The sequence below is a fragment of the Marinobacter confluentis genome (genome assembly GCF_004785685.1).
In the GTDB taxonomy this organism is placed as follows: domain Bacteria; phylum Pseudomonadota; class Gammaproteobacteria; order Pseudomonadales; family Oleiphilaceae; genus Marinobacter; species Marinobacter confluentis.
In genome coordinates this window covers 25,360-49,005 of the sequence record NZ_SRPF01000001.1, presented here as the reverse complement: position 1 = coordinate 49,005, position 23,646 = coordinate 25,360, and the positions used below count along the sequence as shown (strand labels likewise).

Here is a 23,646-nt window from a genome sequence, read left to right as displayed (position 1 = left end):
GGCCACTTCAGGCAGAGATTCGGGTGAATACTGCAGTTTGTTCACACCTGCGTGTGTCACCGTGTGTTAAAATGCGGTAAATTAGAAAAAAAGATGATCAAAGTTTGCTCGGTTTTGCATCCGGTTGAGGCGCACACAGGAGTCGGCCATGAATAAGCAGTCCGGCATACATTTTCTCCGCGAGCACCGAGAGGCTGGTAATGCAGGCTCTTTGCCAACCGAAATTGTGCGTATTCGCGACACGGTGGTGGCCGGTCTCGGAGACTTGTTGCAGGGTGCCTTCGATGCGGTAGATGATTCGCTGTTTGAACTGGCCAATAACGCCAGAAGCAACAACGAGCAGAATCGTTATTTCGAGGCCATGCGTGAAATCCGCATCAAACGCAAAGGTGTGGAAAAGCATTTCCAGAACGCCGTGGGCCAGCTATTTTCCCACCCGCCCCGGGGTGGCGCCCCGGCCGCCGAGGACCTTGCCTCTACCGGGGCAGACAGCCTGTCCCTGATCGGTGATGACGATCTGGAAGAACAGGTCGCTCTCAACGCGATGATCACCAAGTCCAAGGTGCACTTCCAAGGCTCACTGCTCCAGTTGCAGGCGCGCTTCAGCGAAATCTATCCTGGCGTGACCGCAGAGACACCAGTTAACCCAATGGCGCCAGAGCATCTCTGCAGTGCCTTTGTAGAAGCCATCCAGGCACTGGAGATTCAGATTCGCGAACGGTTGATTCTGCTCAAGCAGTTTGACCGTTACGTGGTTTCCAATCTGGGGATGTTGCTTGATGAAGCAAACCGCATCCTCGTTCAGGCCGGTGTAATTCCCAACTTTCGCTACCACGGCAAAGCTGGAAAACAACAGGATAAACCCGGCGGCAGCAACGCTGACCACGCTCATCACGATGCCGACAACGCCGGCCCCACGGCCGGCAGTCAGGGTCATCATGAAGGCGCCATGTTCGAGCAGATTCGCCAGATGCTGGCATCCAGGCGTGCGACCACAGGCCAGGAGCCCAGATCGGCGGACCCGGGCGTTCACGTTGTCAGTGACGCCGAGCTGATCAATCTTCTCAGCGCGCTGCCACAACAGACGGCCGACGTCAGAAACTGGAACAACCTTAGTGAAGGCAAGCCAACCGTCGTTGACCTGCATTCGGTGATTCAGCAATTGCTGGCTCGGACTGACAGCACCGCAGACGGAAAAAAACCAGCACTGAACGAAATGGACGAGGACCTGATTAACCTCGTTTCCATGCTGTTCGAATTCATTCTGGACGACTACAACCTCTCGGCACCGGTACAGGTGTTGATCAGCCGGTTGCAGATCCCGATTCTGAAAGTGGTCATCAAAGACAAGACCTTTTTCAGCAAAGCGACCCACCCGGCGCGCCGCCTGCTGAACAGCCTGGCGCGGGCGGGCATCGGCTGGAGCGACAGCAACGAGAAAAGCCGCGACAAGCTCTATGACCAGATCCACGCTATTGTTGCCCGGATACTGAACGAATTTGACGGCGATCTGACCCTGTTCGAGACCCTTGGCGAAGAATTCGAACAGTTTCTGGCCCGGGAAGACCGCAAATCCTCGCTGGTGGAGCAGCGCACCCGGGAATCTGAGCGCGGCCGAATCAAGTCACAGAAAGCCCAGGAAACGGTCGACAAGCTTCTTCAGTCAAAATTGGCCCGTTACAAGTTGCAGGAGCCGGTTCGCAACATTCTGCTTAACGGCTGGAGCCGTGTGATGTTCCTGGCCTACCTGCGGGATGACGTTGAACACCGCTGGACACAGTCGGTCAGGGTCGTTGATGACCTTATCTGGTGCCTCCACCCCCATCAGGAAGACCAGGAGCGGGACCAGTGGGTCAGAGTCGTTCCAGGCCTGTTGAAGTCCCTGCGCGCCGGGCTTGAGGAAGTGTCCTACAACTCGTCAAAGCTCGATGAAATGATGGCCGATCTGAAGCATGAGCTGACCGAGGCCTTCCGAGCCAATGCCCTGGTAGAAGCCATCGAAGACTCACCAGAGCCTGAGGAAGAAGAAATCAGGGCGCCACAGACCGCCATCGAACGTCAGCAGGAGCTGGAAAACGCGGCCATTGCCGAACATATTGCCCAGATTGATCAGATCGAGATCGGCAACTGGGTAGAGTTCAGTCTGGTCAACGGCGCCAGTTTCCGCTGCAAGCTGTCCGCCATCATCGAGGAGGCGGAATGCTTTGTGTTCGTCAATCGCATGGGCCTGAAAGTGATTGAAAAAACCCGGTCCGAACTTGCCCATGAGCTCCGGCGTGGTCGCCTGACCGTTCTGGAACAGGGCGCATTGATCGACCGGGCACTGGATGCTGTGGTTGGCAGTTTGCGGAGCAAGGCGGGATAGGCTGAGCGTCAATGCTGCAGTATGGCAAGGATACCGGTCTTCCGGAGACCTACCGGATCACTCTGGCGGTCTCCGTCGCCCTTCTGGCGCACACGCTACTGATGGCGACCTTCACCATTGATCTTCCCAAGCACAGCTACAACCCGGTTACGGTCAGCGTTCAACTGACGCCTCGGGGCAGCCGCGCGTCCGCTAAGCAGCCGCCTGCTTCGACCGCGCCAGCGGTCGTTGCAGAACCCTTCACTATTGAAGAAATGCCGCCATCCGAGCCGACCCGCGCCCTGCAGGTAACATCCACCCCCCAACCACGCAAGGCTCCGGAGCCGCAGCCTGAAGCATCGCCCGAACACAACCCGGTTCCTGACCGGCCGAATCGGCAGGAATCCCTACCGCAGCCGGCACAGAACAGCGCCCGGGCCACCCTGCCCTCAGCTCCTAGCAAAGCTGGCAGACAAACCGGTAAGCCGATTGAATCAGAACACGAAATAACCCTCCAATCGGAGGCGCCCAGCGAAGAAAGCTCCTATATTTCGCTGCTGGCCCAGACCATCGGCGAGAGAGCGACCATTCGCAAGCTTGAGGACGTAAAAAAGGGGCAAACGCTCAGCGTTGAACTCGAATTGGACCTGATGTCCAACGGTGCACTGGTGGCAGCAGATATTAGCAGGTCATCTGGAAACGACGGGCTGGATCAACGGGTCTACCGGGCGGCACTGGAGGCCAGCCCGTACCCTGAACCGCCGTCGTCAGCTTCACGTCAGCGGCCGTTCAGGGTTGAGGTCAGGTACACGTTCTAGGCACAAATGCCGGCAAAGATCAGGCTTCTGCCTGCTTGGCAGCCGCTTTCACCTTCTCTGCAAGCTCTCCGCTCTCGGACATTTCAAGAATGATGTCACAGCCGCCAACCAACTCTCCATTGATATAGAGCTGGGGATAGGTGGGCCAACTGGAATAGACTTTCAATGCTTCACGCAGTTCCTGGTTGTCCAGGATATTAACGAAAGCAAAGCGTTCACCACAGGCCATCAGCGCCTGGGAGGTCTTGGCAGAAAAACCACACTGCGGCTGCTGCGGGCTGCCTTTCATGTAAAGGATAATCGGGTTTTCTTCGAGCTGGTTCTTGATGGTTTCGTTAATGTCCATTGACAGTTACCTCGTACATCAATCATGGGTTGCCAGCGGGCAACGGCTTTTGCCCCATTGTACACGCGTCTGCGCGCCCGGACCAAGGCCCGTAGCGTTGTCATCAACCCCCTGAGCGGATAGACTTGTGCCCCTCTGGCGAGGCAGGCTGCCGCCTGCCGGGCACCGATGCGTCTATGGATCAATGAAGGGCCATGTCATGGCAAGACACTTTCTTACACTCAACGACCTGAGTCCCGACGAGCTTGAGGCTCTGCTTGACCACGCCTCGGCACTGCGCAAGGAATGGCGACAGGGAATCGTCCGCGAAACCCTGAAAAACCGCGTACTGGCGATGATTTTCGAAAAATCATCCACCCGTACGCGGGTTTCCTTTGAGGCCGGCATGACCCAGCTTGGCGGCACCGCGCTGTTTCTCTCCCCCCGCGACACCCAGCTTGGTCGCGGTGAACCTATTGAGGATTCAGCCATTGTCATTTCCAGCATGGTGGATGCGGTCATGATCCGCACTTTCGATCACGAAACCGTCGAACGCTTTGCAGCCGCCTCCAGGGCACCGGTGATCAACGCCCTGACTGACGATTTTCACCCCTGCCAGCTGCTGGCGGATATGCAGACCTATCGGGAACACCGAGGCAGCATCCGGGGCGGCACCGTGGCCTGGATTGGGGATGGCAACAACATGTGCCAATCTTACATGAATGCCGCTGACCAGTTCGGTTTCAACCTGCGCATTGCCTGCCCGGAAGGCTATGAGCCGAACAGCTCACTGATGAACGCCCATTCCGACCGCGTCGAAATTCTACGCGACCCTGCCGAGGCCGCCAGAGGCGCCAACCTGCTGGTGACCGACGTCTGGGCGTCCATGGGTCAGGAAGATGAACAGAAGGCCCGGGAGAAAGCCTTCCGGGATTATCAGATCAGCCCTGCGCTGATGAAGCTGGCGGATAAAGATGCGCTGTTCATGCACTGCCTGCCAGCCCACCGGGGCGAGGAAATCTCGGCGGATATGATGGAACACACCAGCTCCGTGGTCTGGGACGAAGCCGAAAACCGCCTTCATGCCCAGAAAGCACTGCTTGAATTCCTCATTCTCAACCGACTGGACTGAACCGGTGGGCGAGAGCCCGGCCCCGAGACGACGCCGGCGTCAGTTATTGCAGACCCTTTCGATCGCGTCCAGCCACCCGGCATAAAGGGATTCACGTAACACGGGCCGCATTTTTGGCTGGAAATAGTGCTCTCGCGCCCAGAGCTCGGTGATCTGCTCCAGGCTCTGGTATACGCCGGTCTGCAGTCCCGCCAGATAGGCCGCGCCCAGTGCGGTGGTCTCTGTCACTTTTGGCCGCTCCACCGGCACATTGAGAATGTCCGCCAGAAACTGCATCAGCCAGTCATTGACCACCATGCCGCCGTCAACTCTCAGCGATTTCAGTGAAGTGCCATCGTTCTGGATGGCCCGCACCAGGTCCTTGGTCTGATAACACACCGACTGCAGGCCAGCGGTTACGATCTCGGCAATACCGGTGTCCCGGGTCAGGCCCATGATCGCGCCCCGAGCGTGGGGATCCCAATGGGGGGCGCCCAGGCCGGTGAAGGCGGGAACCAGGTAGACCGGGTTCTCAACGCCCACCTCGGTGGCGTAGCGGGACGATTCACTGGCGTGCCGGATCAGTTTCAGACCATCCCTCAGCCACTGCATGGCGGCGCCGGCGACAAAAATACTGCCCTCCATGGCATAGCAGGGTTTGCCGTTCAGGCGGTAGGCCATGGTGGTCAGCAGCCGGTTTTCCGAGCGTGGCGCCTCTGACCCGGTATTGACCATCAGAAAACAGCCAGTACCGTACGTACTTTTTGCCATTCCCGGCTTGAAGCAGGCCTGGCCGATGAGCGCCGCATGCTGGTCTCCGGCAATACCGGCCACCGGCAGGGCCTGGCCAAACCACTTCTCATCCGTGTCACCAAAATCGGCGGCACTGTCCAGAACGTCCGGCAGCAGCGAGCGCGGGATGCGAAACAGTTTGAGCAACTCTTCGTCCCAGTCCTGCTCGTGTATGTTGAAAATGGCGGTTCTGGATGCATTGGTGGCATCGGTACGATGTGACTGGCCGCCGGTCAGATTCCACAGCAACCAGCTGTCAACGGTTCCGAACGCCAGCTCCCCGGCCTCGGCACGGGCCCGCAGGCCGTCAACATTGTCGAGAATCCAGGCAATTTTGGTGGCGGAAAAATAAGGGTCGATTAACAGCCCGGTGCGTTCAACCACCGTGTCTTCGTGGCCATCGGATTTAAGCTTGGTGCACCAGGAGGCGGTTCGGCGGTCCTGCCAGACGATGGCGCGATAAACCGGCTCGCCAGTCTGGCGGTCCCAGATGATTGTGGTTTCCCGCTGATTGGTGATACCGATACCGGAAATCGAGGCCACAGGAACTTTTGATGTCTCCAGCGCCTCACGGCAGACCGCAAGTGTACTTTCCCAGATTTCCAGGGCGTCGTGTTCTACCCAGCCGTCCTGGGGGAAATACTGCTGGAATTCCTTCTGCGCAGTGGCAACCGAGTTCCCGGAGGCGTCAAAAACAATGGCGCGGGAACTGGTGGTTCCCTGGTCAATGGCAAGCAGATACTGCGGCATGATTCGCATCCTTTCAGTTATACAACCGTTAATCAGATTGACGGTTCAATCGGTTTCTTGCGGGGCCACACCAGGCTGAACCTGGCTCCACCCAGAGCTTCACTGCGGCTCACAAACGCCTGTCCGCCATGCCAGTAGAGTATACGCCGCACAATCGACAGGCCCAGCCCATAGCCGCCTGAAGTTCGGGTGCGGCTGTCATCCAGTCTGGCAAAGGCGGTAAATACTTTTTCCCAGTCTTCTTCAGGCACGCCGGGCCCGTCATCTTCTACGTCAATCCGGCAGTTATCCTCGTCCAACTGGCAGTGAACCCGCACGCGGCTGGCCGCATATCGTGCGCCGTTGCCCACCAGATTCTGGATCGCCCGGTGGATATAGCGCGGTTCTACATCAGACAAGGCCCAGGCTTCGGATTCGTCGTCGATGTCCGCTTCAATCACGTGCTCGGTACGGATCATCTGCTGCTCACTGACCACCTGCCGGACAATATCGGTGACCGACGATTCCTGCAGTGCAAACACCGGCCCGCCCTGCTCCAGCCTGGCGTAGGTCAGTATTTCGTCAATCAGTTCATCCAGCTCCTGAATGTCGCCGTCAATGCCGTCCAGCTGTTTCTGAAGCGCCTGGGCATCGGACGCGCTCTCAATCATCTGTACGCCGAAGCGGATACGGGCCACCGGTGTCCGTAATTCATGGGAAACGGCGTGAATCATTTCCCGCTGAACCCCGACCAGGCGCTGAATATGCTCTGCCATTCCATTGAATGCGGCCGCAAGACGCGACACCAGGCGACTGTCGGAAGTCTCTACCCGGGCGCTCATTTCCCCACGGGCGATTCGGATCGCCACTGATTCAACCGCCCTGAGGTTGCTGTCCACCTCACGCATGGCCAGATAGAGCGCCAGCGCCAGCACACTGCCGCCGACCAACAGTAAAAGCAGCAATACCGGCCAGGCCCAGGGATCGAATGGTGGCGGCATCGAAAGGTCAATCAGGGCTCCGTCCTCCAGGCGGATCAGAACGTGCGCCTGACCCTCCAACGGATGCTGGTAGAGCGCAATGCCGCGCTGGGATACCCGCCCCAGCACATCAGCATCCGGCACCGAATCTGGGTCCTGAATCGAGGTCAGGGACACCCCCAGGGATTCAGAAAGCTGGCCCATTGCCTGCTCACGCCCGCCGCCGGGTACGCCACCAAGGTGCCATCGGGCGATCAGCGCGAGCGCTTCGGATACGTCGTTGTACAGGTCGCCGAACCGCAGCATCAGAACTTCCCCGGCCTCACTCTGGATCATGACCTGATGGCCGATGCTGGTGTCCAGCGACACAACCTGACCATAGGAGAGGCGTTCGACCACAATGTCAGAGGCACTGAGCTGACCGGGGGACAACACCCGGAAATCGTGAAAAGAAGAAAGCCAGTGATACTGTCCGGCCGCGTTGGGGGTGGAGGCAATCCAGCGCATCAGCGGCTCGGCGAAGCGTTCCTGCCAATACTGCTCCCTGACGGAATTCACACCGAGAAAAAGGGCAACACAGAACAGCAATATCAGGAAGGTCAGGCCGATCAGGCGAGCGTAAAGTTTGAGGAAGAACTTGAAGGGCATTGTATAAACCCTGGCAATGAACGCTGGCCCACAGGGGCCAGCGCCAGAGACTGAAAAGTCAGGCTTCTTTTACGAAGAGATAGCCCTTGCTACGGACGGTCTTGATACGCCGCGGATGGATGGGATCGTCACCTATTTTTGGCCGGATTCTGGAAACCCGGACGTCGATAGAGCGATCCTGGCCATCGTATTCAATGCCCCGCAGCGCGGTAAAAATTTCCTCACGGCTCAGCACCCGGCCGGCATTGCTCGACAGCAGCCACAGCAGATCAAACTCGGCACTGGTCAGGTCGATGCTGGCGTCGTTAAGCCAGGCTTCACGCATGGAGCGGTCAACCACCAGATCATTGAACTGGAGCCGAACCGGCTCTTCCGCCAGACCCTCTTCGGCGGCAATGGTGCCGTGTTCGGTCACACGGCGCAGAAGCGCACGAATGCGGGCAAGAAGTACACGGGGTTTGACGGGTTTGCCGACGTAGTCGTCCGCACCCATTTCAAGACCGAGAACCTGATCGAGATCATCGGTGCGTGCCGTCAACATGATGATGGGCCCGTTGTAATTCGGCCGCACGCGACGACAGATAGACAGACCGTCCTCGCCCGGCAGCATCAGATCGAGCACGACCAGGTCGGGCTGTTCATTGCGAATACGTTCGACTGCGTTTCCGCCGTGGGTTTCCAGAGATACGGTGAGACCATTGCTTTCCAGATACTCTCTGGTCAGCTCTGCCAGCCTCTCGTCGTCCTCGACTATAAGAATCCGCCAACTTTCGTTCGTTTGTTCCACGCCGTCCATCTCTGATGTTGTTGTTTGGATTTTTAACACCCGAATTGCCGTTTCTCAGACGATACAGGCTACGTCCTGTAACAGCAATTATACATGCTTTTCAGAAATATACATTGAAGCGCCCAATGGTTACAGCGGGGATACGCTGGCTGCCCGCCGACCCGCACGGATTGTCATCAGTTGGTCACCTGCCGTTCATCCGGATGTCACGCCAGATTCATAGTCTTGGCGCAGCAGTCATCTACACAGGTCTTTATATGAAACCCCATACAAACACCCGGCGAATTCCCCTGAGGCTGATTCTGTTTATCGGCCTGCTGGGAGCCATTGCTCTGGTCGCCACGTGGTTGAAACTGGCCGACGTGGTAAGCCGCAGAAAGGTTGATCGCACACCCTGGGCCCAACGCTGCTTCCGCGCGTCCACACGCAGTCTTGGCCTGAAGATACGCTGCCACGGCGTGCCGTCTGATCAGCCAGCCCTGTACGTTTGCAATCACGTTTCCTGGTGCGACATTCCCGTGCTGGGTGGGGCAATGCCCGCGGTGTTTCTGTCAAAAGCGGAAGTCAGCCAATGGCCTTTGATTGGCTGGCTGGCGAGACAGGCGGGCACCGTATTTATCAAACGTGGCGGCGGCAGGGTGGCAGATGTTGCAAGTCAGCTGGAGGCACGGCTTAGTCAGGGGCAGTCCGTCATGGTTTTTCCGGAAGCGACAACCAGCCCCGGGATAACCGTTCTACCGTTCCACGGCCGGTTATTGAAAGCGGCTCAGCAGGCCGGGGTTCCGGTTCAGCCAGTGAGCATTGTGTATCGTCGCGACGGTGCTCTCGATCACCTGGCCCCGTTTATCAATGAAGACAGCTTTATGAGCCACCTTCGACGGCTACTACAGAACCCGGCCCCGACCGTGGACATCCTCATGCATTCACCAATGGTGCCTTCCCCCGACGATAAACCATCGGAACTTGCGGCAAGGCTGCGATCCACTGTGTTGGAGGGTGTCAATCAGATTCAGGACGGGGCTCTGGACGCTAATCCAACGGATAGCCAGCCGCCACTTCGTCATCAGTCGCTTCGCGCTTTTCGATGATTTCGAGATCAAAGTAGAGGGTAAACCCCGCCAGAGGATGGTTGGCGTCTACCTTGATCAGGTTGCCGTCGATGCTGACAACCTGGACGATCTGGGCTTCGTCACCGGTGTTGGTCTGGAATTTCATGCCCACCTGAAGATTTTCAACGCCTTCGAACATGGAGCGCGGCACAGTGCGCACCAATTCAGGATTATGCTCACCGTAGGCCATGGACGGCGGAACGGTGACCTCCAGGCAGTCGCCGGGATTACGGTCTTTCACCGCTTCCTGAATACCGGCAATGACCCCCGGGCTACCCAGCATGAACCGCAGTGGCTCGCTGCCCTCTGAGGTGTCTACCAACTCGCCAAGCTTGTTCTTCAGCACATAATGAACAGTGAATACGGCAGGTTTTTGCATCAGGCTGTCTGGTTTCCTGTATCCGATGGTGTGTGTGTCAGATCAAGGCCGTGAATCACCAGCCTTTGATCAAGCTTTTCCCGCAGGCCCCGGGGACTGTCGAGTTTCATTCGCTGCAACAGTGACTGGTAACGGCCTTCGGTATCGCTGGCCTTCAGGGCCCGCCAGAGCGTCGAAATTTTACCACGGCCGGTCGCGGTTTCCGCTTTCAGGGCTTTCAGTGCCTTACCCAGAACCAGCTCGTCACCGGTGAAGTCACAGCCGAATGGGAAGGCGGGGAAAAGGTCGCCCCCACCGGCGGTTTCAACGGCCCGTTTCACTGCCTCCGGGGTATTGTTTCGCCAGGCCAGCGGTATCTGGAAAGCGGCATCGACCTTACCCGCTTTTTTCGCCTGGGCCAGCAACTCCTCCTGAAAGCGGGAATCGGCAATTCGAATCAGGCGCAGGTAGACCTGCTCATCAGACTGCCCGCGAATGTCGGCGATACCGTACTCGGTCACCACCAGATCACGCAGGTGCCGGGGTATGGTGCAGTGGCCATAGCTGAACACGATATTGGACAACGTTTTATGGCCAGATTTACGCACACTTCTGAGACAGATAACCGAGCGGGCTTCTGGCAATTCATGGGCCATGGCGACAAAATTGTACTGCCCACCTACCCCACTCACTACCCGGCCATCCTCCAGCCCGTCAGAGACGGCCGCACCGTTGAGCGTGTGCATCATGGCCGTGTTGATAAACCGGCTGTGGACCCGCTGGGCCGACTTCAGCCGCTGATTACCATAGGCGTGGTCATAAAGGTGGTTGATGAAGTTGACGCTGGTCATGCAGATACGCTGGCGATCAGCGGCGGACAGGTCGCGCAGACGCTGGTAGAAGGTTTCGGGGCCCACGTAGAAGCCACCGTGAATCACGATGCCACCGGCGAGCCGCTCGCCAAGGGCAACCTGGCTAATGGCATCGCGGGATTCCGGCTGGTCCAGATCGGGTTCCAGTGACTGTTGCCCGACTCGCAACCGGCCGCCTTTATACTCCACTTCCGACCGAAGGATGCCATAGCCGCGCAGCCAGGAAACATCCCGGGCCCTCAGGGGTGAATCAATCAGATCTTCCTGCCGCAGAACGTCCAGGGTTTCCAGTGATACCTCGGGGCCAATCCGGCCGGCGTTGATCAGTTCCTGAAGGTCCGCATGGTTGTAGACCTCGCGGTGGATCACTCCGGCTTCCAGCAGGTGTATAAAGCCGTCCACCATCATCTCACTGCAACCGTAAAGCCCTTTCTCGAAGGTGTCCACGCCACCCAGGGACTCGGCAGACGGAAAGTTGCCTGCCACGGCCAGATAGTCATAAACCGCTTTCCAGTGGCTGTTTCTGCGATGCCGCAGGATCGCGCTGTGAACCAGCGCTGAACCCAGCGAACCAATGCCAACCTGCAGCGTGCCACCGTCTTTCAGCAATGTGCTGGCGTAGAAGCCAATCAGGTGATCTTCCGGGGTCACCGCCATCTGCGGCGCCGGGAACAGAGGATAGTCGGACCGCTGATGCTCAAGCAGAATGTCAAAACGAGTCTCGGGGATTGCCGCATGATTGCCCATAAAAGGCAGGTAGCGGTTGAGCTCGCCAACCAGTGCTACGGCTTGACCTTCCGCCTCACGCTGTCGCAGCAGCGGAATCAGATCCAGCGTCAGATCCGGGTTGCTGCTCAGGCTGACCGTTCCCTTATCCTCAGGGGCCGTTGGCGGCGCCACCATCTGGGCGACCACGTTGACCCCCTGCGCCATCAGGTCGCGCACGGCGTGGGTATAGTTGGTGCAGACATATTGCCGCTGCTGTGAGGCATTGTTCAGAAAAGCGCCCGCCTTGAAGAAGAATTCCGACACCCTGACATTCGGCGGCAGCCGGTTGCGAACCACATCCCTGGCGTAGTCCAGCTCTGGAATTTCACCATACAGCCGTTCGACAAAGGGCTCCATGAAACGCTTTTCAAGGGATGAGCTACCTTGCGGGGCTGTCAGCGATAACGCGGTCAGAATGTGCAGGTTTATAGCGGGGTCAGAGCAGGCTCGCTCGTACAATGCGTTGATAAACCGGACGGGCTTGCCGAGGCCAAGGGGTAGCCCGATGGTGATGTTCTTGCCGACCCGTTGAATGAGCTGTTCCACGCACGCCTTACTGTCGTTCAACGTAAGCGGCTTATCGCTGGCCATGAGCAAACTCCGTTTTGGCATCAAAGTTCGATTACAGAAAACGGATGATCACACGGCTGGGCAAGTCAGGCAATGAATCGGGGCAGATCAGAAATTCCACTTGAAGTTGAGGCAGGCGCCCTCTTCAAGCAGCGCAACCCCGTGGTCCGGCCGGGCCGGATCAGAGGCGTAGGTTCGAGACCGAGCGTCAGAGCCGGAAAAACCAAGGCTAAGCAGACGCGAACCGATGGCTGCATACATATCGGAAGGATCACGCTCGAAATCGCCGGACATCTCTTCCTGAAGCTGATAAACGTCCTGGGTAGGCATCTCGTCCGCAAACACTCGCTCACCTGCTTCGGCGCGAACAACGAAGGCCAGCATATTAAGTGCAAGAAGTACGATAAAGATGCGAATAATCATGATGTTTCTGTGACCCTAACCAGGTGGCGAAGTCTAATGATGCCTAGGATTAAAGTCTAATCATTCGGGGCCGAAATGTTGTGAATTTGCACACAAAAGCGGCAGGATGCCGCCATCACACCTCCGATTTTTTGTCAAAAAACCAGCGTTTTCTGTATCAACGTGTAACACCCGGCTTGTGCCGGGTGAAACCTAAGGGCAGGGATAGGTGAATTCATGATGCAGCGACTCAATTTCCGACAGCAGCGAATCATCCAGAACCAGTGACGCCGAACTGATGTTTTCCCGCAGTTGCTCAACAGAGGTCCCTCCAATGATATTGCTGGTCACGAAATCCCGCCCGGTCACATAGGCCAGCGCCATCCGGGCCGGGGACAGACCGTGCTGCCTGGCGAGCTCCACGTAAGCCCTTGTGGCCTCTTCACCACGCTGGCTGGTGTAGCGGGCAAACCGGCTGTAAAGCGACAGGCGCGCGCCATCCGGGCGTTTGCCATTCAGATACTTACCGGTCAATACACCAAAGGCCAGTGGCGAATAGGCCAGCAGCCCCACCTGCTCGCGGCAGGCAATTTCCGCCATGCCCACTTCAAAGGTGCGATTCAACAGGTTGTAAGGGTTCTGGATGCTGACCACTCGTGGCCAGTTATTCTCGTGGGACAGTCGCAGATATTCGGCCGTGCCCCAGGGGGTTTCATTGGAAATACCGATGTGACGAATCTTGCCCTCCTGAACAAGCTCATGTAGCGCCTCCAGGGTTTCCTCAATGGGAGTCGCCTGCTCATCCGGCCGGTGCTGATAGCCAAGCTTGCCAAAAAAGTTGGAATTCCGACCGGGCCAGTGCACCTGATACAGATCAATGTAATCGGTCTGCAATCGCCGAAGGCTGTCCTCGCAGGCTTTGCGGATATGAGGCCCAGTGAGGTGGGGACCGTTGCGCAGATAGGTCAGGCCATTACCGGGGCCAGCAACCTTGGACGCGATCACCAGATCATCCCGTCGGCCGCGCTTCGCCAGCCAGTTTCCCAGATAGACCTCGGTCAGGCCCTGGGTTTCTGCCCGGGGCGGCACCGGGTACATCTCGGCCGCATCAATAAAGTTGACGCCTTCAGCCGTGGCATAGTCCAGCTGCTCTGCCGCCTCGCGCTCAGAATTCTGCTCACCCCAGGTCATGGTGCCCAGGCATATCTCACTGACTTCTACATCGGTTCTGCCGAGACTGCGGGTTCTCATCCATCCTCCGGTCTATACGGTGTCTGACATCGAAAATTCGGTGTCACAGTTTTGTCACACGAGTGTCGCCACCCTGTCATGCCCTGTCTTCACAGTGGTTATCATGAAAACAGAGTGTTCGGGAGATAACGTGACTGGAACAAGTCAGGTGCTTACTGGTCAACGACACATTAGCATTGTTTCCGAGACCTTTCCGCCAGAGGCCAACGGCGTAGCTAACACGCTCAAGTATCTCTGCGCGGAGCTGGTCAGTCGCGGCCATCTGGTTTCAGTCATCCGTCCCGGACACAGTGAGCCCGGGGAGCCTGAACAAATCGAGCCTCGTCTTTGCCACCAGAGCCACCTGGTTGCCGCCATTCCCTTACCTGGTTACAGCGATCTACGCTTTGGCATCCCGGCCCCCGGGCGATTGGCCAGGCTGTGGAAGATCCAAAGACCAGATGCGGTTTACGTGGCGACCCAGGGCCCGCTGGGCGTCAGCGCCGTTAATGCCGCGCGAAAGCTTTCAATTCCCGTCAGCTCCGGCTTTCATACCAATTTCCACAGCTACAGCCAGTACTATGGTGTGGGCTGGCTAGAAGCTCTACTGTGTCGCTATGGGCAGTGGTTCCATAACCGCACGGCGGTCACCCTGGTACCCACGCGGAAAACCCTGGCCACCACTGACCGCCTGGGCATAAGCCCAACCGCGATCTGGAGTCGCGGAGTGGATTGCGGCCTGTTCTCCCCTCGCAAACGGAGCCAGACGCTTCGCGAATCCTGGGGCCTGGCAACGGATGACGCGGCCGTACTGTATGTTGGCCGGCTGGCGCCCGAAAAGAACCTGCAACTGGCGGTATCCTGTTTCGAGCGGCTGAAAAGCCTTCACCCGAGCGCAAAATTCGTGCTGGTTGGCGATGGCCCCATGAGAAGCCGGCTGGCTGCAAAGCACCCGGATTATATTTTTGCTGGCGTGCAGCGCGGCGAGCGGCTGGCGGAACACTACGCCTCTGGCGATCTGTTCCTCTTTCCCAGCAAAACCGACACCTTTGGCAACGTGGTCATCGAAGCCATGGCCAGCGGCCTCGCGGTTGTCGCCTTTGACGATGCGGCCGCCAACGAACATATCCGCCACGGCGATAACGGTATGAAAGCCGGTCTGGAAGACAGCGAGGCGTTTGTAACCCACGCACTCAGGCTCATCGATCAGCCGACATTTACCAGCAGAATCCGCACCCAGGCCCGACTGGACGCACTCGACCTGGACTGGGCTTCACAGGTGGAACGATTCGAGAACCTGATCATCAACCAGCCCGCAGAGGCGCGTAAACATGTCCGCCACAAGCAGGTCACCATTGTTTGAAAAGGTGGACCAGCGGGAATTCCTGCTGTCAGGAGGCGAGCGTGGCTACCCGAAGCTGCTGACCGCCTAACTGATGATTGAGCTGTTCACTCGAATAGTCTTAGCTGGGTCGTCGGCGACTCGTCATTGCGAAAGCGCACACCCAGGCCGAGCAGACGCACCGGCCGCTCAGTGTTGGTCACCAGTTCATCCAACAACGGCTGATAATCTGCAAGTTCCGGCTGCTGTACCTGATCCCGCACCCGCTCCAGGGTATGGGTGGAAAAATCACTGTAGCGAATCTTGATAAACAGCTTGTGGATCGGCTTGCGCCCGGCCTTGCGACTGAGACGTAGGTTCAGGTCCGCCACCAGCGACGCCATCACTGAATCGCAGGCGCTTTTATCCGGTAGGTCCTGGGAAAAGGTGCGCTCCACACTGACGGACTTGGCAACGCGTGACACCACCACATCCCGGTTGTCCCGCCCGAAGGCCATCTCTCGGAGCCGATAGCCCTGTTTCCCGAAGCGGTCCAGCAGTCCATCCACCGGGACCGTCTGAAGATCACCACAGGTGTTCACGCCCAGATCGTGCAGCTTGCCGGCGGTGACTTTCCCCACTCCGAACAGCTTTTCCACCGGCAGCGCCTGAACAAATTCATCAACCCTGTCTGGGGTTATCACAAAGAGGCCGTCCGGCTTTTCCCAGTCGCTGGCGATTTTGGCCAGAAACTTGTTAGGCGCGACGCCGGCGGAAATGGTAATACCCACTTCATTCCTTACCCGTTGCCGAAGGTATTCGGCCATCAGGGTGGCGCTTCCTTTATGATCTGTAACCTCGGTGACGTCGAGAAAGGCTTCATCCAGCGATAAAGGCTCGACCAGATCAGTCAGCTCGCGCAGAATGGCCATGACCTGGCCCGATGCGGTGCGATACCGGTTCATATCTGGCGGCACTGTAACCAGGCCCGGGCAGAGCCGGCGGGCTTCGCCGCCCGGCATGGCCGAGCGCACGCCGAAAGCGCGTGCTTTATAGTTGCACGTGGTCACCACGCCGCGGCCGCCCTGCCCGCCAACGGCCAGGGGCACATCCCGCAGGGTGGGGTCGTCGCGCATCTCCACTGCGGCGTAGAAACAGTCGCAGTCCACGTGGATAATCTTGCGTTGGGCCATGGCGTTCTAATCGGGTAAACGGTCTGTACATATGTACAGCCTTGTATCTTAAGGTAACATGCAGAGAATGTCAGGACTGTTCAAATTGACCGTTACAGGACTGCTCAAATCAACCGTTAAACGGATGCCCTATTATGACTGATCAGATTCCCCAGGATGCCCAGACCGAAATTGAGGCTGCAGCCTTTCGCAAACTTGTCAGACATCTGCGCGAGCACACCGAAGTTCAGAACATTGATCTGATGAACCTGGCTTTCTTCTGCCGAAACTGCCTGTCCAAATGGTACCGGGCAGAAGCCAGTGAGCGAGGTTTCGACCTGTCGGATCCGCAGGCCCGCGAGATCATCTACGGCATGCCCTATGAAGAGTGGAAAGCCAATTACCAGACCGACGCCAAGCAGGACATGAAAGGCCATCAGCATTGAATCTTAACCAGCGGGTACAGGTGCACCTGGCGTCCATTGAGGCCGGCCACGGCCGGTTTGCGGATACTCTGGAACTGATTGGCCAGGCCTTCGACTATCAGCCCAAAGGTTTCCACAACGGGCCGCTGTTTAATGCCGCCGGGGAGAACGAAGGCTCTTGCCGGGTTTTTTCATTGGCCCAGTACTGCAACCTGAATGAAGCCGATACCCTGCGCCTGTTCGCCGAACACTATCAGCAGGTGCTGGACGACCCTACCGGTGACAGCCATGGCAATATCCGCCAGTTCATGGCGACCGGCTGGTCCGGCATCCGTTTTGATGAAACACCTTTACGCAAACGCCCGGCCACCGGCCCGGGAGACACCACCGAAGAGAGCCATTGATGACTGATACCGCTGCATCTGGCGTTACCCAGTGTTTTCAGCTGAAAAGTGCCAGCGTCTCCATGACTGCGCTGGAGCTGTATTTTTTTGAGGAAAGTGAATTCGAGCAGACACTGCGTGACAAGATCAACCAGGCACCCGGCTTTTTCAAGGATATCCCGCTGATTATCAGCCTGGAGAAATATGAAGGCCTGAGCAGTGAGCTGGATTTTTTTAAGATCATCGGCACCTGCCGCCGCCATAATATCCATGTGATAGGCGTGCGCGGTGGCAATGATGACCAACGCCGACTGGCACGGGGCGCGGCGCTGGCGCTGCTGCCCGGCGGCAGCCAGCGCGACCGGGACATCAGCGAACCCGCAGTTGACGCCACCGACAGCAATGCTTCGTCTGTAGCGGCCGCACCGAATAAGGCGCAGACTGGATCGCCGGGGCACACAGAACCCGGCGAGCCCGTGCCGGCCCGCATCGTCAGTCAGCCCGTGCGTTCAGGCCAGCAGGTCTACGCGCCCGAAGGCGACCTGATCATCCTGGCCTCAGTGCAGGCCGGGGCAGAAGTGCTTGCCGCAGGCAATGTGCATGTGTACGGGCCGCTCAGAGGCCGTGCACTGGCCGGTATTCACGGGGCAGAACACGCACGGGTTTTTTGCCAGTCGCTGGAAGCAGAGCTTGTGTCCATTGCAGGACACTATAAAATCTCGGAAGATCTTCAGGATAACGGCTGGAAAACCGCCGTCCAGATCCAGCTCAAGGACGATCTGCTGGTGGTAACGCCGCTGGACAAGGGCTGATCTCAACTGAACAGACACATTCGAATTCACTGAAAAAACAGGGATGCAATTTTGGCTAGAATCATTGTCGTTACCTCAGGAAAAGGTGGCGTGGGCAAAACCACAACCAGTGCCTCGATCAGTACCGGGCTTGCGAAACTCGGCCACAAAACGGTGGTGATTGATTTCGATGTGGGCCTGCGCAATCTGGATCTCATCATGAACTGCGAACGCCGCGTGGTGTATGACTTTGTAAACGTCATTCAGGGCGAAGCCAGCCTGAACCAGGCACTGATCAAGGATAAGCGTGTAGAAACGCTATATATCCTGCCTGCGTCCCAGACCCGCGAGAAAGAAGCCCTCACCAAGGAAGGCGTAGAAAAAGTCATCAACGAGCTCTCCGAGCGTTTCGACTACATTGTGTGTGATTCTCCCGCCGGTATTGAGCACGGCGCGCTGATGGCGCTCTACTACGCCGATGAGGCCATCGTTGTCACTAACCCGGAAGTGTCTTCTGTGCGGGACTCCGACCGCATTCTGGGCATCCTGCAGAGCAAATCCCGACGCGCCGAGATGGGGCAGGACCCGGTCAAGGAACACCTGCTGCTGACCCGTTATAACCCGGACCGCGTGGAAAAAGGCGAGATGCTGTCGGTGGCAGACGTAGAAGAAATACTGGCCATCCCGCTGCTGGGCGTGATCCCCGAATCCCAGATTGTTCTGAACGCCTCCAACCAGGGCGTCCCGGTGATTCTGGAAGAAGAGAGTGACGCCGGGCAGGCTTATGAAGATGCCGTGGCACGGCTGCTGGGCGAAGAGCGGGAGCACCGTTTCATGTCCTCGCAGAAAAAGGGTTTCTTCTCACGGATGTTCAAGGGGGGCTAAGGGATGAGTTTCCTGGACTATTTCAAAAGCAAGAAGAACACCCGCACCGCCAGTGTTGCCAAAGAGCGCCTGCAGATTATCGTTGCCCACGAACGTGGCCAGCGGGATCAGCCGGACTACCTGCCCCAGCTTCAGCAGGAGTTGCTGGCAGTCATCCGCAAATATGTGCAGATCAGCGACGACATGGTTCAGGTGGAGGTCGACCGCACCGACAGCCACTCCGTGCTGGAGCTGAACGTCACACTTCCCGAACACTAACGTCCTCAAGCCGCCGGGATGGCGGTACAACCGCCGTCATGGCGGGCCAAATCCGGCCCGTCCTGGCTGGTTCGGCTACCCAGTTCACAAACCCTGAATCAGGGCAGGTTGAACGCTGAGAAGGCGTGATAAGCTCTTGCCACCATTCCCAAGGAAGAGTCTGTAATGCAGAATCCGAGCACCCAGGATGCTCGGCGGCCGTCGATTGCCCAGGCCGCACGAGGTGCACTCATTGCCGTAGCCCTGATGTTTCCCGTTAGTGCCGCTGCCGGACTACCAGCGGAGGATGCCGAAGGCTGGGAGTTGCGCAAGGAATCCGGTTCTATCAGGGTTTTCACCATTGACCAGCCGGATTCCAGTTTCCAGGCGTTCAAGGCTGTCGCCCTTCTGGACACGCCCATTGAAAACCTGATGGCCGTCATGGTTAATCCCGAGTCCTGTACCGAGTGGGTCCATAACTGCTCAGAATCTTACGCCTTCGGCAATGGCAGTTTCCATGACCGCTATGCCTATTCGGTCAATGACATGCCGTGGCCAGTCGCAGACCGCGACTACGTTTTGCGAATCCGCACTCATGGTCGGAATGCTGGCGGCGACATCCTCATGGATCTCAACGCTGTACCTCAGCGCCGTGACCCTGAGGCCGATTATATTCGCGTGGACCGCTCCGACACGCTTTACCGGTTCACGCCCAAGGGCGATCAGACCCGTATGACCTGGATCCAGCATACTGAGCCTAACGGATCCATTCCCGGCTGGCTGGTCAACTCCCTGCTGGTGGACATTCCCCTTAAATCCATGGAAAAACTGGAGCAGGTCGCAGGTCAGCAGCGCTACCAGGGCTACGAGCTGATCTACGACGCCAATAACCGCTTGAATGCCGTTGTTCCGGCAACACAATCTTCAGGCGCATCGCAACCCCAATAAGGGGATGACGACTCCAGAAGGAACAGCTAAGCTCTAAGTCAACGGAATGCCACGGAGCCCTGACGTCGATGACTGTTCTCGCTCATGAGATCATGACACCCAGCATAAAGGCCGTACCCCAGTCATGGACGATGGACCGGCTGGCAAGGTTTCTAACGGACAACGAAATCACCGGAAGCCCGGTCACGGATGACACTGGCGAAATTGTCGGCATTGCCACCCTGAAAGACATCACCGAATTCCGCTGGAACGCCAATCGTGCCAACCCGGGCGCCAACCCCATGACCGAGGAAGAAGAACAGGAGGCCAGGCGGCTGCGCATGGTCATCTTCGAGGAAATGGGCAAGGTACCCGTGGAAGTGCGGGACATCATGACGCCGCTGGTGCTGTCGGTTGACGAACAGACTCCGGTTCAGGACATTGCCGAAGTCATGATGAAAGAGCACCTTCACCGTATCTTCATCACCAAAGAGAAAAAAATTACGGGTATTGTAACCACCTACGATATGCTGAAACTGATCTCCGACAAGGAGCTCACCAAACGCTGCGCCGGTACCAGCGAACCAGCCGGCTGATTAGCTGAACAGAGCACCAGAGAGGTATCGCACCCTATGCCAAGAGCACCGCAGGCTCGCAGAAAGATGTACGTCCTCGACACTAACGTCCTGATCCATGATCCCAACGCCCTCCTGAATTTCGAAGAACACGATGTCATCATTCCGATGACGGTCCTTGAAGAACTTGATAGCCTCAAATCCGGTAAACAGGCGGTTGCCGCCGACTGCAGACAGGCCATTCGCAACATCGACAAACTGCTGGGCGACGCCACACCGGGTGACATCGAAAAAGGCGTTCCCATTGTCAGGGGCAAGAAAGCGGAGCCGCTGGGTGCACTGTCTATCCTGATGAGCACTGAACATCAGGGCAATCACGGCCTGCCCGAGCACCTCAACGACAACAAGATCATCAACACCCTGGCGGCCCTTCAGGCGCGCCACAAGTCCCGCGACATCATCCTGGTCAGCAAAGACATCAATATGCGGCTCAAAGCCCGCGGCTTTGGCGTGGAAGCCCAGGATTACCACAACGACATGCTGCTGGACGACATTGACCTGCTGCCAAAAGGCTACAAGGAATTTGCCAGTTCCTTCTGGGACACCATTGAGAAAGTCGAAACCATTCAGCGTGAGGGCATCACCGAACACATTCTGCGCCGAGAGGGCGAGCTGGCAAAGCTTACCATCAACGAGTTTGTGATTGATGAACAGGGGTTTGTGGGCAAGGTATCGGATTTAAGCGACGACAAACTGGTGATCCGTGACCTGCACCAGCATGACCTGATGAATGAGGAAGTCTGGGGGCTGATACCCCGGGATATCTACCAGGCCATTGCCCTGAACCTGCTGCTGGACCCGGACATCCACCTGGTCAACCTGACCGGTTCCGCCGGCTCCGGTAAAACCATCCTGGCCCTGGCGGCCTGCATTGAAATGACCGTGGCCAGCAAGCTCTACAAACGTATCATCGCCACACGCAGCACTCAGGGGCTTGATGAAGACATCGGCTTCCTGCCCGGCACCGAGGCGGAGAAAATGGAACCCTGGCTGGGCGCCATCGTAGACAACCTGGAAGCGCTTCATGAGGACGACGAGAACATGACCGCCAGCGTTGATTACATCCTCAGCAAGGTGCCGCTGCACTTCAAATCCATGAACTATATTCGTGGCCGCAGCTTCCAGCACAGCCTGATCATCATTGACGAATCCCAGAACCTGACGCCCCACCAGATCAAGACTATCATTACTCGTGCCGGTAATGGTTCCAAGGTGATCTGCCTGGGTAACCTGGCTCAGATAGACACGCCCTACCTCAGCGCGCTGAGTTCGGGCCTGACCTATATGACCGAACGCTTCAAGAGTTTCCGGCACGGCGGTCACATCCATTTGCAGGGTGTTCCACGTTCAGTGCTGGCCGAATACGCGGAGGCGAATCTTTAGCCAACCAGGCCGGCGAAAAGACAGGAAGTATGTTGTATGTCTATTTCAACAAAAACGACCCTCCCCATCATTTTCATGGCGGCCCTGTTGTCGCTGTCGGCCTACTTTATTCAGAGGAACGTGGTCTATCCGGCGTTCAGCGAGATTGAGCTGAATTACGCGCGGGATAACATCGACCGGGTGGTAAGGCGCCTGGAAGGTGAACTGGATACCATCGACTTTACCGTGTACGACTGGTCCTCCTGGGACGACACTTACAGCTTCATGCAGGACCGCAACGAAGCCTACATCGACTCCAACTTGCACCCGGACACTTTCTGGAACTACGGCATTCAGATCGCCTTGTTTCTCGATAACTCCGGTGATCCGTTCTGGGCCGGCATTTACGATTTTAACGCCGAGGAAGGCAAAACAGACCTCACTGACACGCACCTGGACGCTGTTCTACCGGTCGCCAATGCCTTCAGCCGACGGATTGATCTTGACGCGGACGTGGACGACCAGAAAGCGGGGGGCATCCTTCAGATCGGTGACCTGCCGGTACTTTTCTCCATGCGCCCGATCTACCAGAGTGATGGCACTGGTGAGCCACGGGGCTACGTTATGTTCGGGCAAGTGCTCAGCGAGCAGCGAATCGAAACACTGTCGGAGCAGATTGTGCTGGACTTTCAGGTTGAACCCGTCAACCGCGACAATGACTCCGTGGCCTCCGGCGCCTATCGGATCGAGGCAGTGGATGATCAGACTCTGAGAGCGTCGAAAATCATGATGATCGGCGGTATACCCAGCTTGAAAACATCGGTCACCCTGCCCCGACACATCACCCAGCTGGGCAGTGAAATCACCGTCTACGGCATTTCACTGTTCGTACTGCTGACCCTGTTCATGTCTATCACCCTGTTACTGCTGTTCCGGGTTCTGGTGATCAGGCCCGTCATGGACCTAAAGCAGGATATCTCGAAAATTTCCAGCGCCATGGACTATTCCCTGCGCGCCCAGATTCGCAACGAGGATGAAATTGGCGCCCTCTCACAGGAATTCAATTCCCTGCTCGGCATTATCGAATCCAACAACACTGAACTGAAAAAACTGACCGAAACAGACCCCCTGACCGGTCTTTTTAACCGGCTGGCCATGGACAAGAGACTGCGTAGCGCCTGGAACCTGCTGATGCGTACCGGCGACCCAATTGCGGTGATGCTCATCGATATTGACCATTTCAAGGAATACAACGACCACTACGGACACCCGGCTGGTGACGAGTGCCTGAAGAGTATGGCAGGCATCCTGAACAAGGCAGCCAAACGGGAAACCGATATGGTCGCCCGCTTCGGGGGAGAAGAATTCCTGGTTATGCTGCCGGGAACCGGTACTGATGCAGCCCTGGAAATTGCCGCGGAACTAAAGGAGGCCGTTGCCAACGCAAACATTGAACACGCTCGCAGCAGCGCTGCCCCCCACGTCAGCATCAGCATCGGTGTGGCGGCCGTGATTCCATCACACCATCACATTCCATCCGATCTGATTCAGGCTGCGGATGACGCGCTCTACCAGGCCAAGGCAAGCGGCCGAAACAAAGCCTTACCAGCGACGCTTGATCCCTAGCCGACCAGGAACCGGCCGGGCTAATACCTCGATCCCCGG

The 23,646-nt window shown here is 57.4% G+C and carries 23 protein-coding genes; 14 read left to right on the top strand and 9 right to left on the bottom strand.

The genetic code is table 11. From position 1 onward, the window contains the following. Positions 1-148 precede the first annotated feature (148 nt). Positions 149-2,365: a DUF1631 domain-containing protein gene (locus E5Q11_RS00245; RefSeq protein ID WP_135801408.1), complete on the top strand. Its 2,217-nt coding sequence runs from the start codon at positions 149-151 to the stop codon at positions 2,363-2,365. 11 nt (positions 2,366-2,376) lie between these two features. Further along, positions 2,377-3,162 (top strand): TonB family protein, encoded by a 786-nt coding sequence (locus tag E5Q11_RS00240; protein ID WP_135801407.1) that lies wholly within the window; start codon positions 2,377-2,379, stop codon positions 3,160-3,162. 19 nt (positions 3,163-3,181) lie between these two features. On the opposite strand, the gene grxD is transcribed toward E5Q11_RS00240, so the two are convergent. Continuing rightward, complete coding sequence (grxD, locus tag E5Q11_RS00235; RefSeq protein WP_135801406.1) at positions 3,182-3,508, bottom strand: Grx4 family monothiol glutaredoxin; 327 nt, start codon at positions 3,506-3,508, stop codon at positions 3,182-3,184. Positions 3,509-3,707: 199 nt separating this feature from the next. Between grxD and argF the strand changes: the two genes are divergently transcribed. Beyond that, entirely contained in the window at positions 3,708-4,619 is a 912-nt protein-coding gene (gene argF / locus E5Q11_RS00230; RefSeq protein WP_404802767.1) for an ornithine carbamoyltransferase, read from the top strand. Between the two features lie 39 nt (positions 4,620-4,658). On the opposite strand, the gene glpK is transcribed toward argF, so the two are convergent. From glpK to E5Q11_RS00215, 3 genes are read right to left on the bottom strand one after another with little or no spacing between them, the layout of a single operon-like run. Beyond that, a complete protein-coding gene (gene glpK, locus E5Q11_RS00225; protein WP_135801404.1) occupies positions 4,659-6,140 on the bottom strand; it encodes a glycerol kinase GlpK in 1,482 nt (493 codons plus the stop codon). A 32-nt stretch (positions 6,141-6,172) separates the two neighbouring features. Continuing rightward, entirely contained in the window at positions 6,173-7,747 is a 1,575-nt protein-coding gene (locus tag E5Q11_RS00220; RefSeq protein ID WP_135801403.1) for an ATP-binding protein, read from the bottom strand. A 58-nt stretch (positions 7,748-7,805) separates the two neighbouring features. Next, positions 7,806-8,543, bottom strand: coding sequence for a response regulator (locus E5Q11_RS00215; RefSeq protein ID WP_135802373.1), 738 nt, complete (start codon positions 8,541-8,543; stop codon positions 7,806-7,808). A 248-nt stretch (positions 8,544-8,791) separates the two neighbouring features. Between E5Q11_RS00215 and E5Q11_RS00210 the strand changes: the two genes are divergently transcribed. Continuing rightward, positions 8,792-9,622 carry a lysophospholipid acyltransferase family protein gene (locus E5Q11_RS00210; RefSeq protein ID WP_168215581.1) on the top strand — a complete coding sequence of 277 codons (831 nt, stop codon included), beginning with the start codon at positions 8,792-8,794 and terminating at the stop codon, positions 9,620-9,622. Here E5Q11_RS00210 and E5Q11_RS00205 read toward each other — a convergent pair. The 4 genes from E5Q11_RS00205 to E5Q11_RS00190 all read right to left on the bottom strand — a co-directional run bounded on the left by E5Q11_RS00205 (position 9,564) and on the right by E5Q11_RS00190 (position 13,864). Then, positions 9,564-10,022: an FKBP-type peptidyl-prolyl cis-trans isomerase gene (locus E5Q11_RS00205; RefSeq protein ID WP_135801401.1), complete on the bottom strand. Its 459-nt coding sequence runs from the start codon at positions 10,020-10,022 to the stop codon at positions 9,564-9,566. The two genes, E5Q11_RS00210 and E5Q11_RS00205, sit on opposite strands and share 59 nt — an antisense overlap. Continuing rightward, positions 10,022-12,232, bottom strand: coding sequence for an acetyl-CoA hydrolase/transferase C-terminal domain-containing protein (locus E5Q11_RS00200; protein ID WP_135801400.1), 2,211 nt, complete (start codon positions 12,230-12,232; stop codon positions 10,022-10,024). Before E5Q11_RS00200 ends, E5Q11_RS00205 begins: the two co-directional genes overlap by 1 nt. A gap of 87 nt (positions 12,233-12,319) precedes the next feature. Next, positions 12,320-12,634 (bottom strand): hypothetical protein, encoded by a 315-nt coding sequence (locus E5Q11_RS00195; protein ID WP_135801399.1) that lies wholly within the window; start codon positions 12,632-12,634, stop codon positions 12,320-12,322. Positions 12,635-12,826: 192 nt separating this feature from the next. Next, complete coding sequence (locus E5Q11_RS00190) at positions 12,827-13,864, bottom strand: NADP(H)-dependent aldo-keto reductase (RefSeq protein WP_135801398.1); 1,038 nt, start codon at positions 13,862-13,864, stop codon at positions 12,827-12,829. 103 nt (positions 13,865-13,967) lie between these two features. Here E5Q11_RS00190 and E5Q11_RS00185 point away from each other — a divergent pair, with 103 nt between their 5' ends. Continuing rightward, positions 13,968-15,206, top strand: coding sequence for a glycosyltransferase family 4 protein (locus tag E5Q11_RS00185; protein ID WP_135801397.1), 1,239 nt, complete (start codon positions 13,968-13,970; stop codon positions 15,204-15,206). Between the two features lie 86 nt (positions 15,207-15,292). Here E5Q11_RS00185 and dinB read toward each other — a convergent pair whose 3' ends face one another. Next, positions 15,293-16,357 (bottom strand): DNA polymerase IV, encoded by a 1,065-nt coding sequence (gene dinB / locus E5Q11_RS00180; protein ID WP_135801396.1) that lies wholly within the window; start codon positions 16,355-16,357, stop codon positions 15,293-15,295. A 134-nt stretch (positions 16,358-16,491) separates the two neighbouring features. Between dinB and E5Q11_RS00175 the strand changes: the two genes are divergently transcribed. From E5Q11_RS00175 to E5Q11_RS00135, 9 genes are all read left to right on the top strand, one after another. Continuing rightward, complete coding sequence (locus E5Q11_RS00175; RefSeq protein WP_135801395.1) at positions 16,492-16,782, top strand: DUF1244 domain-containing protein; 291 nt, start codon at positions 16,492-16,494, stop codon at positions 16,780-16,782. Further along, on the top strand, positions 16,779-17,165 hold the full coding sequence (locus tag E5Q11_RS00170) for a HopJ type III effector protein (protein WP_135801394.1): 387 nt from the start codon (positions 16,779-16,781) through the stop codon (positions 17,163-17,165). The genes E5Q11_RS00175 and E5Q11_RS00170 overlap by 4 nt, the downstream gene beginning before the upstream one ends. Beyond that, a complete protein-coding gene (minC, locus tag E5Q11_RS00165) occupies positions 17,165-17,956 on the top strand; it encodes a septum site-determining protein MinC (protein WP_135801393.1) in 792 nt (263 codons plus the stop codon). The genes E5Q11_RS00170 and minC overlap by 1 nt, the downstream gene beginning before the upstream one ends. 51 nt (positions 17,957-18,007) lie before the next feature. Further along, on the top strand, positions 18,008-18,820 hold the full coding sequence (minD, locus tag E5Q11_RS00160; RefSeq protein ID WP_135801392.1) for a septum site-determining protein MinD: 813 nt from the start codon (positions 18,008-18,010) through the stop codon (positions 18,818-18,820). Between the two features lie 3 nt (positions 18,821-18,823). Next, positions 18,824-19,078: a cell division topological specificity factor MinE gene (gene minE, locus E5Q11_RS00155; RefSeq protein WP_135801391.1), complete on the top strand. Its 255-nt coding sequence runs from the start codon at positions 18,824-18,826 to the stop codon at positions 19,076-19,078. 165 nt (positions 19,079-19,243) lie between these two features. After that, entirely contained in the window at positions 19,244-20,005 is a 762-nt protein-coding gene (locus E5Q11_RS00150; RefSeq protein ID WP_135801390.1) for an START domain-containing protein, read from the top strand. A gap of 68 nt (positions 20,006-20,073) precedes the next feature. After that, positions 20,074-20,580 (top strand): CBS domain-containing protein, encoded by a 507-nt coding sequence (locus E5Q11_RS00145; RefSeq protein WP_135801389.1) that lies wholly within the window; start codon positions 20,074-20,076, stop codon positions 20,578-20,580. Between the two features lie 36 nt (positions 20,581-20,616). Beyond that, on the top strand, positions 20,617-22,002 hold the full coding sequence (locus E5Q11_RS00140; protein WP_210426278.1) for a PhoH family protein: 1,386 nt from the start codon (positions 20,617-20,619) through the stop codon (positions 22,000-22,002). Positions 22,003-22,038: 36 nt separating this feature from the next. Further along, the gene (locus E5Q11_RS00135) at positions 22,039-23,607 is read left to right on the top strand and encodes a sensor domain-containing diguanylate cyclase (RefSeq protein ID WP_135801388.1); all 1,569 of its coding nucleotides are present in this window, start codon (positions 22,039-22,041) and stop codon (positions 23,605-23,607) included. Positions 23,608-23,646 lie beyond the last annotated feature (39 nt).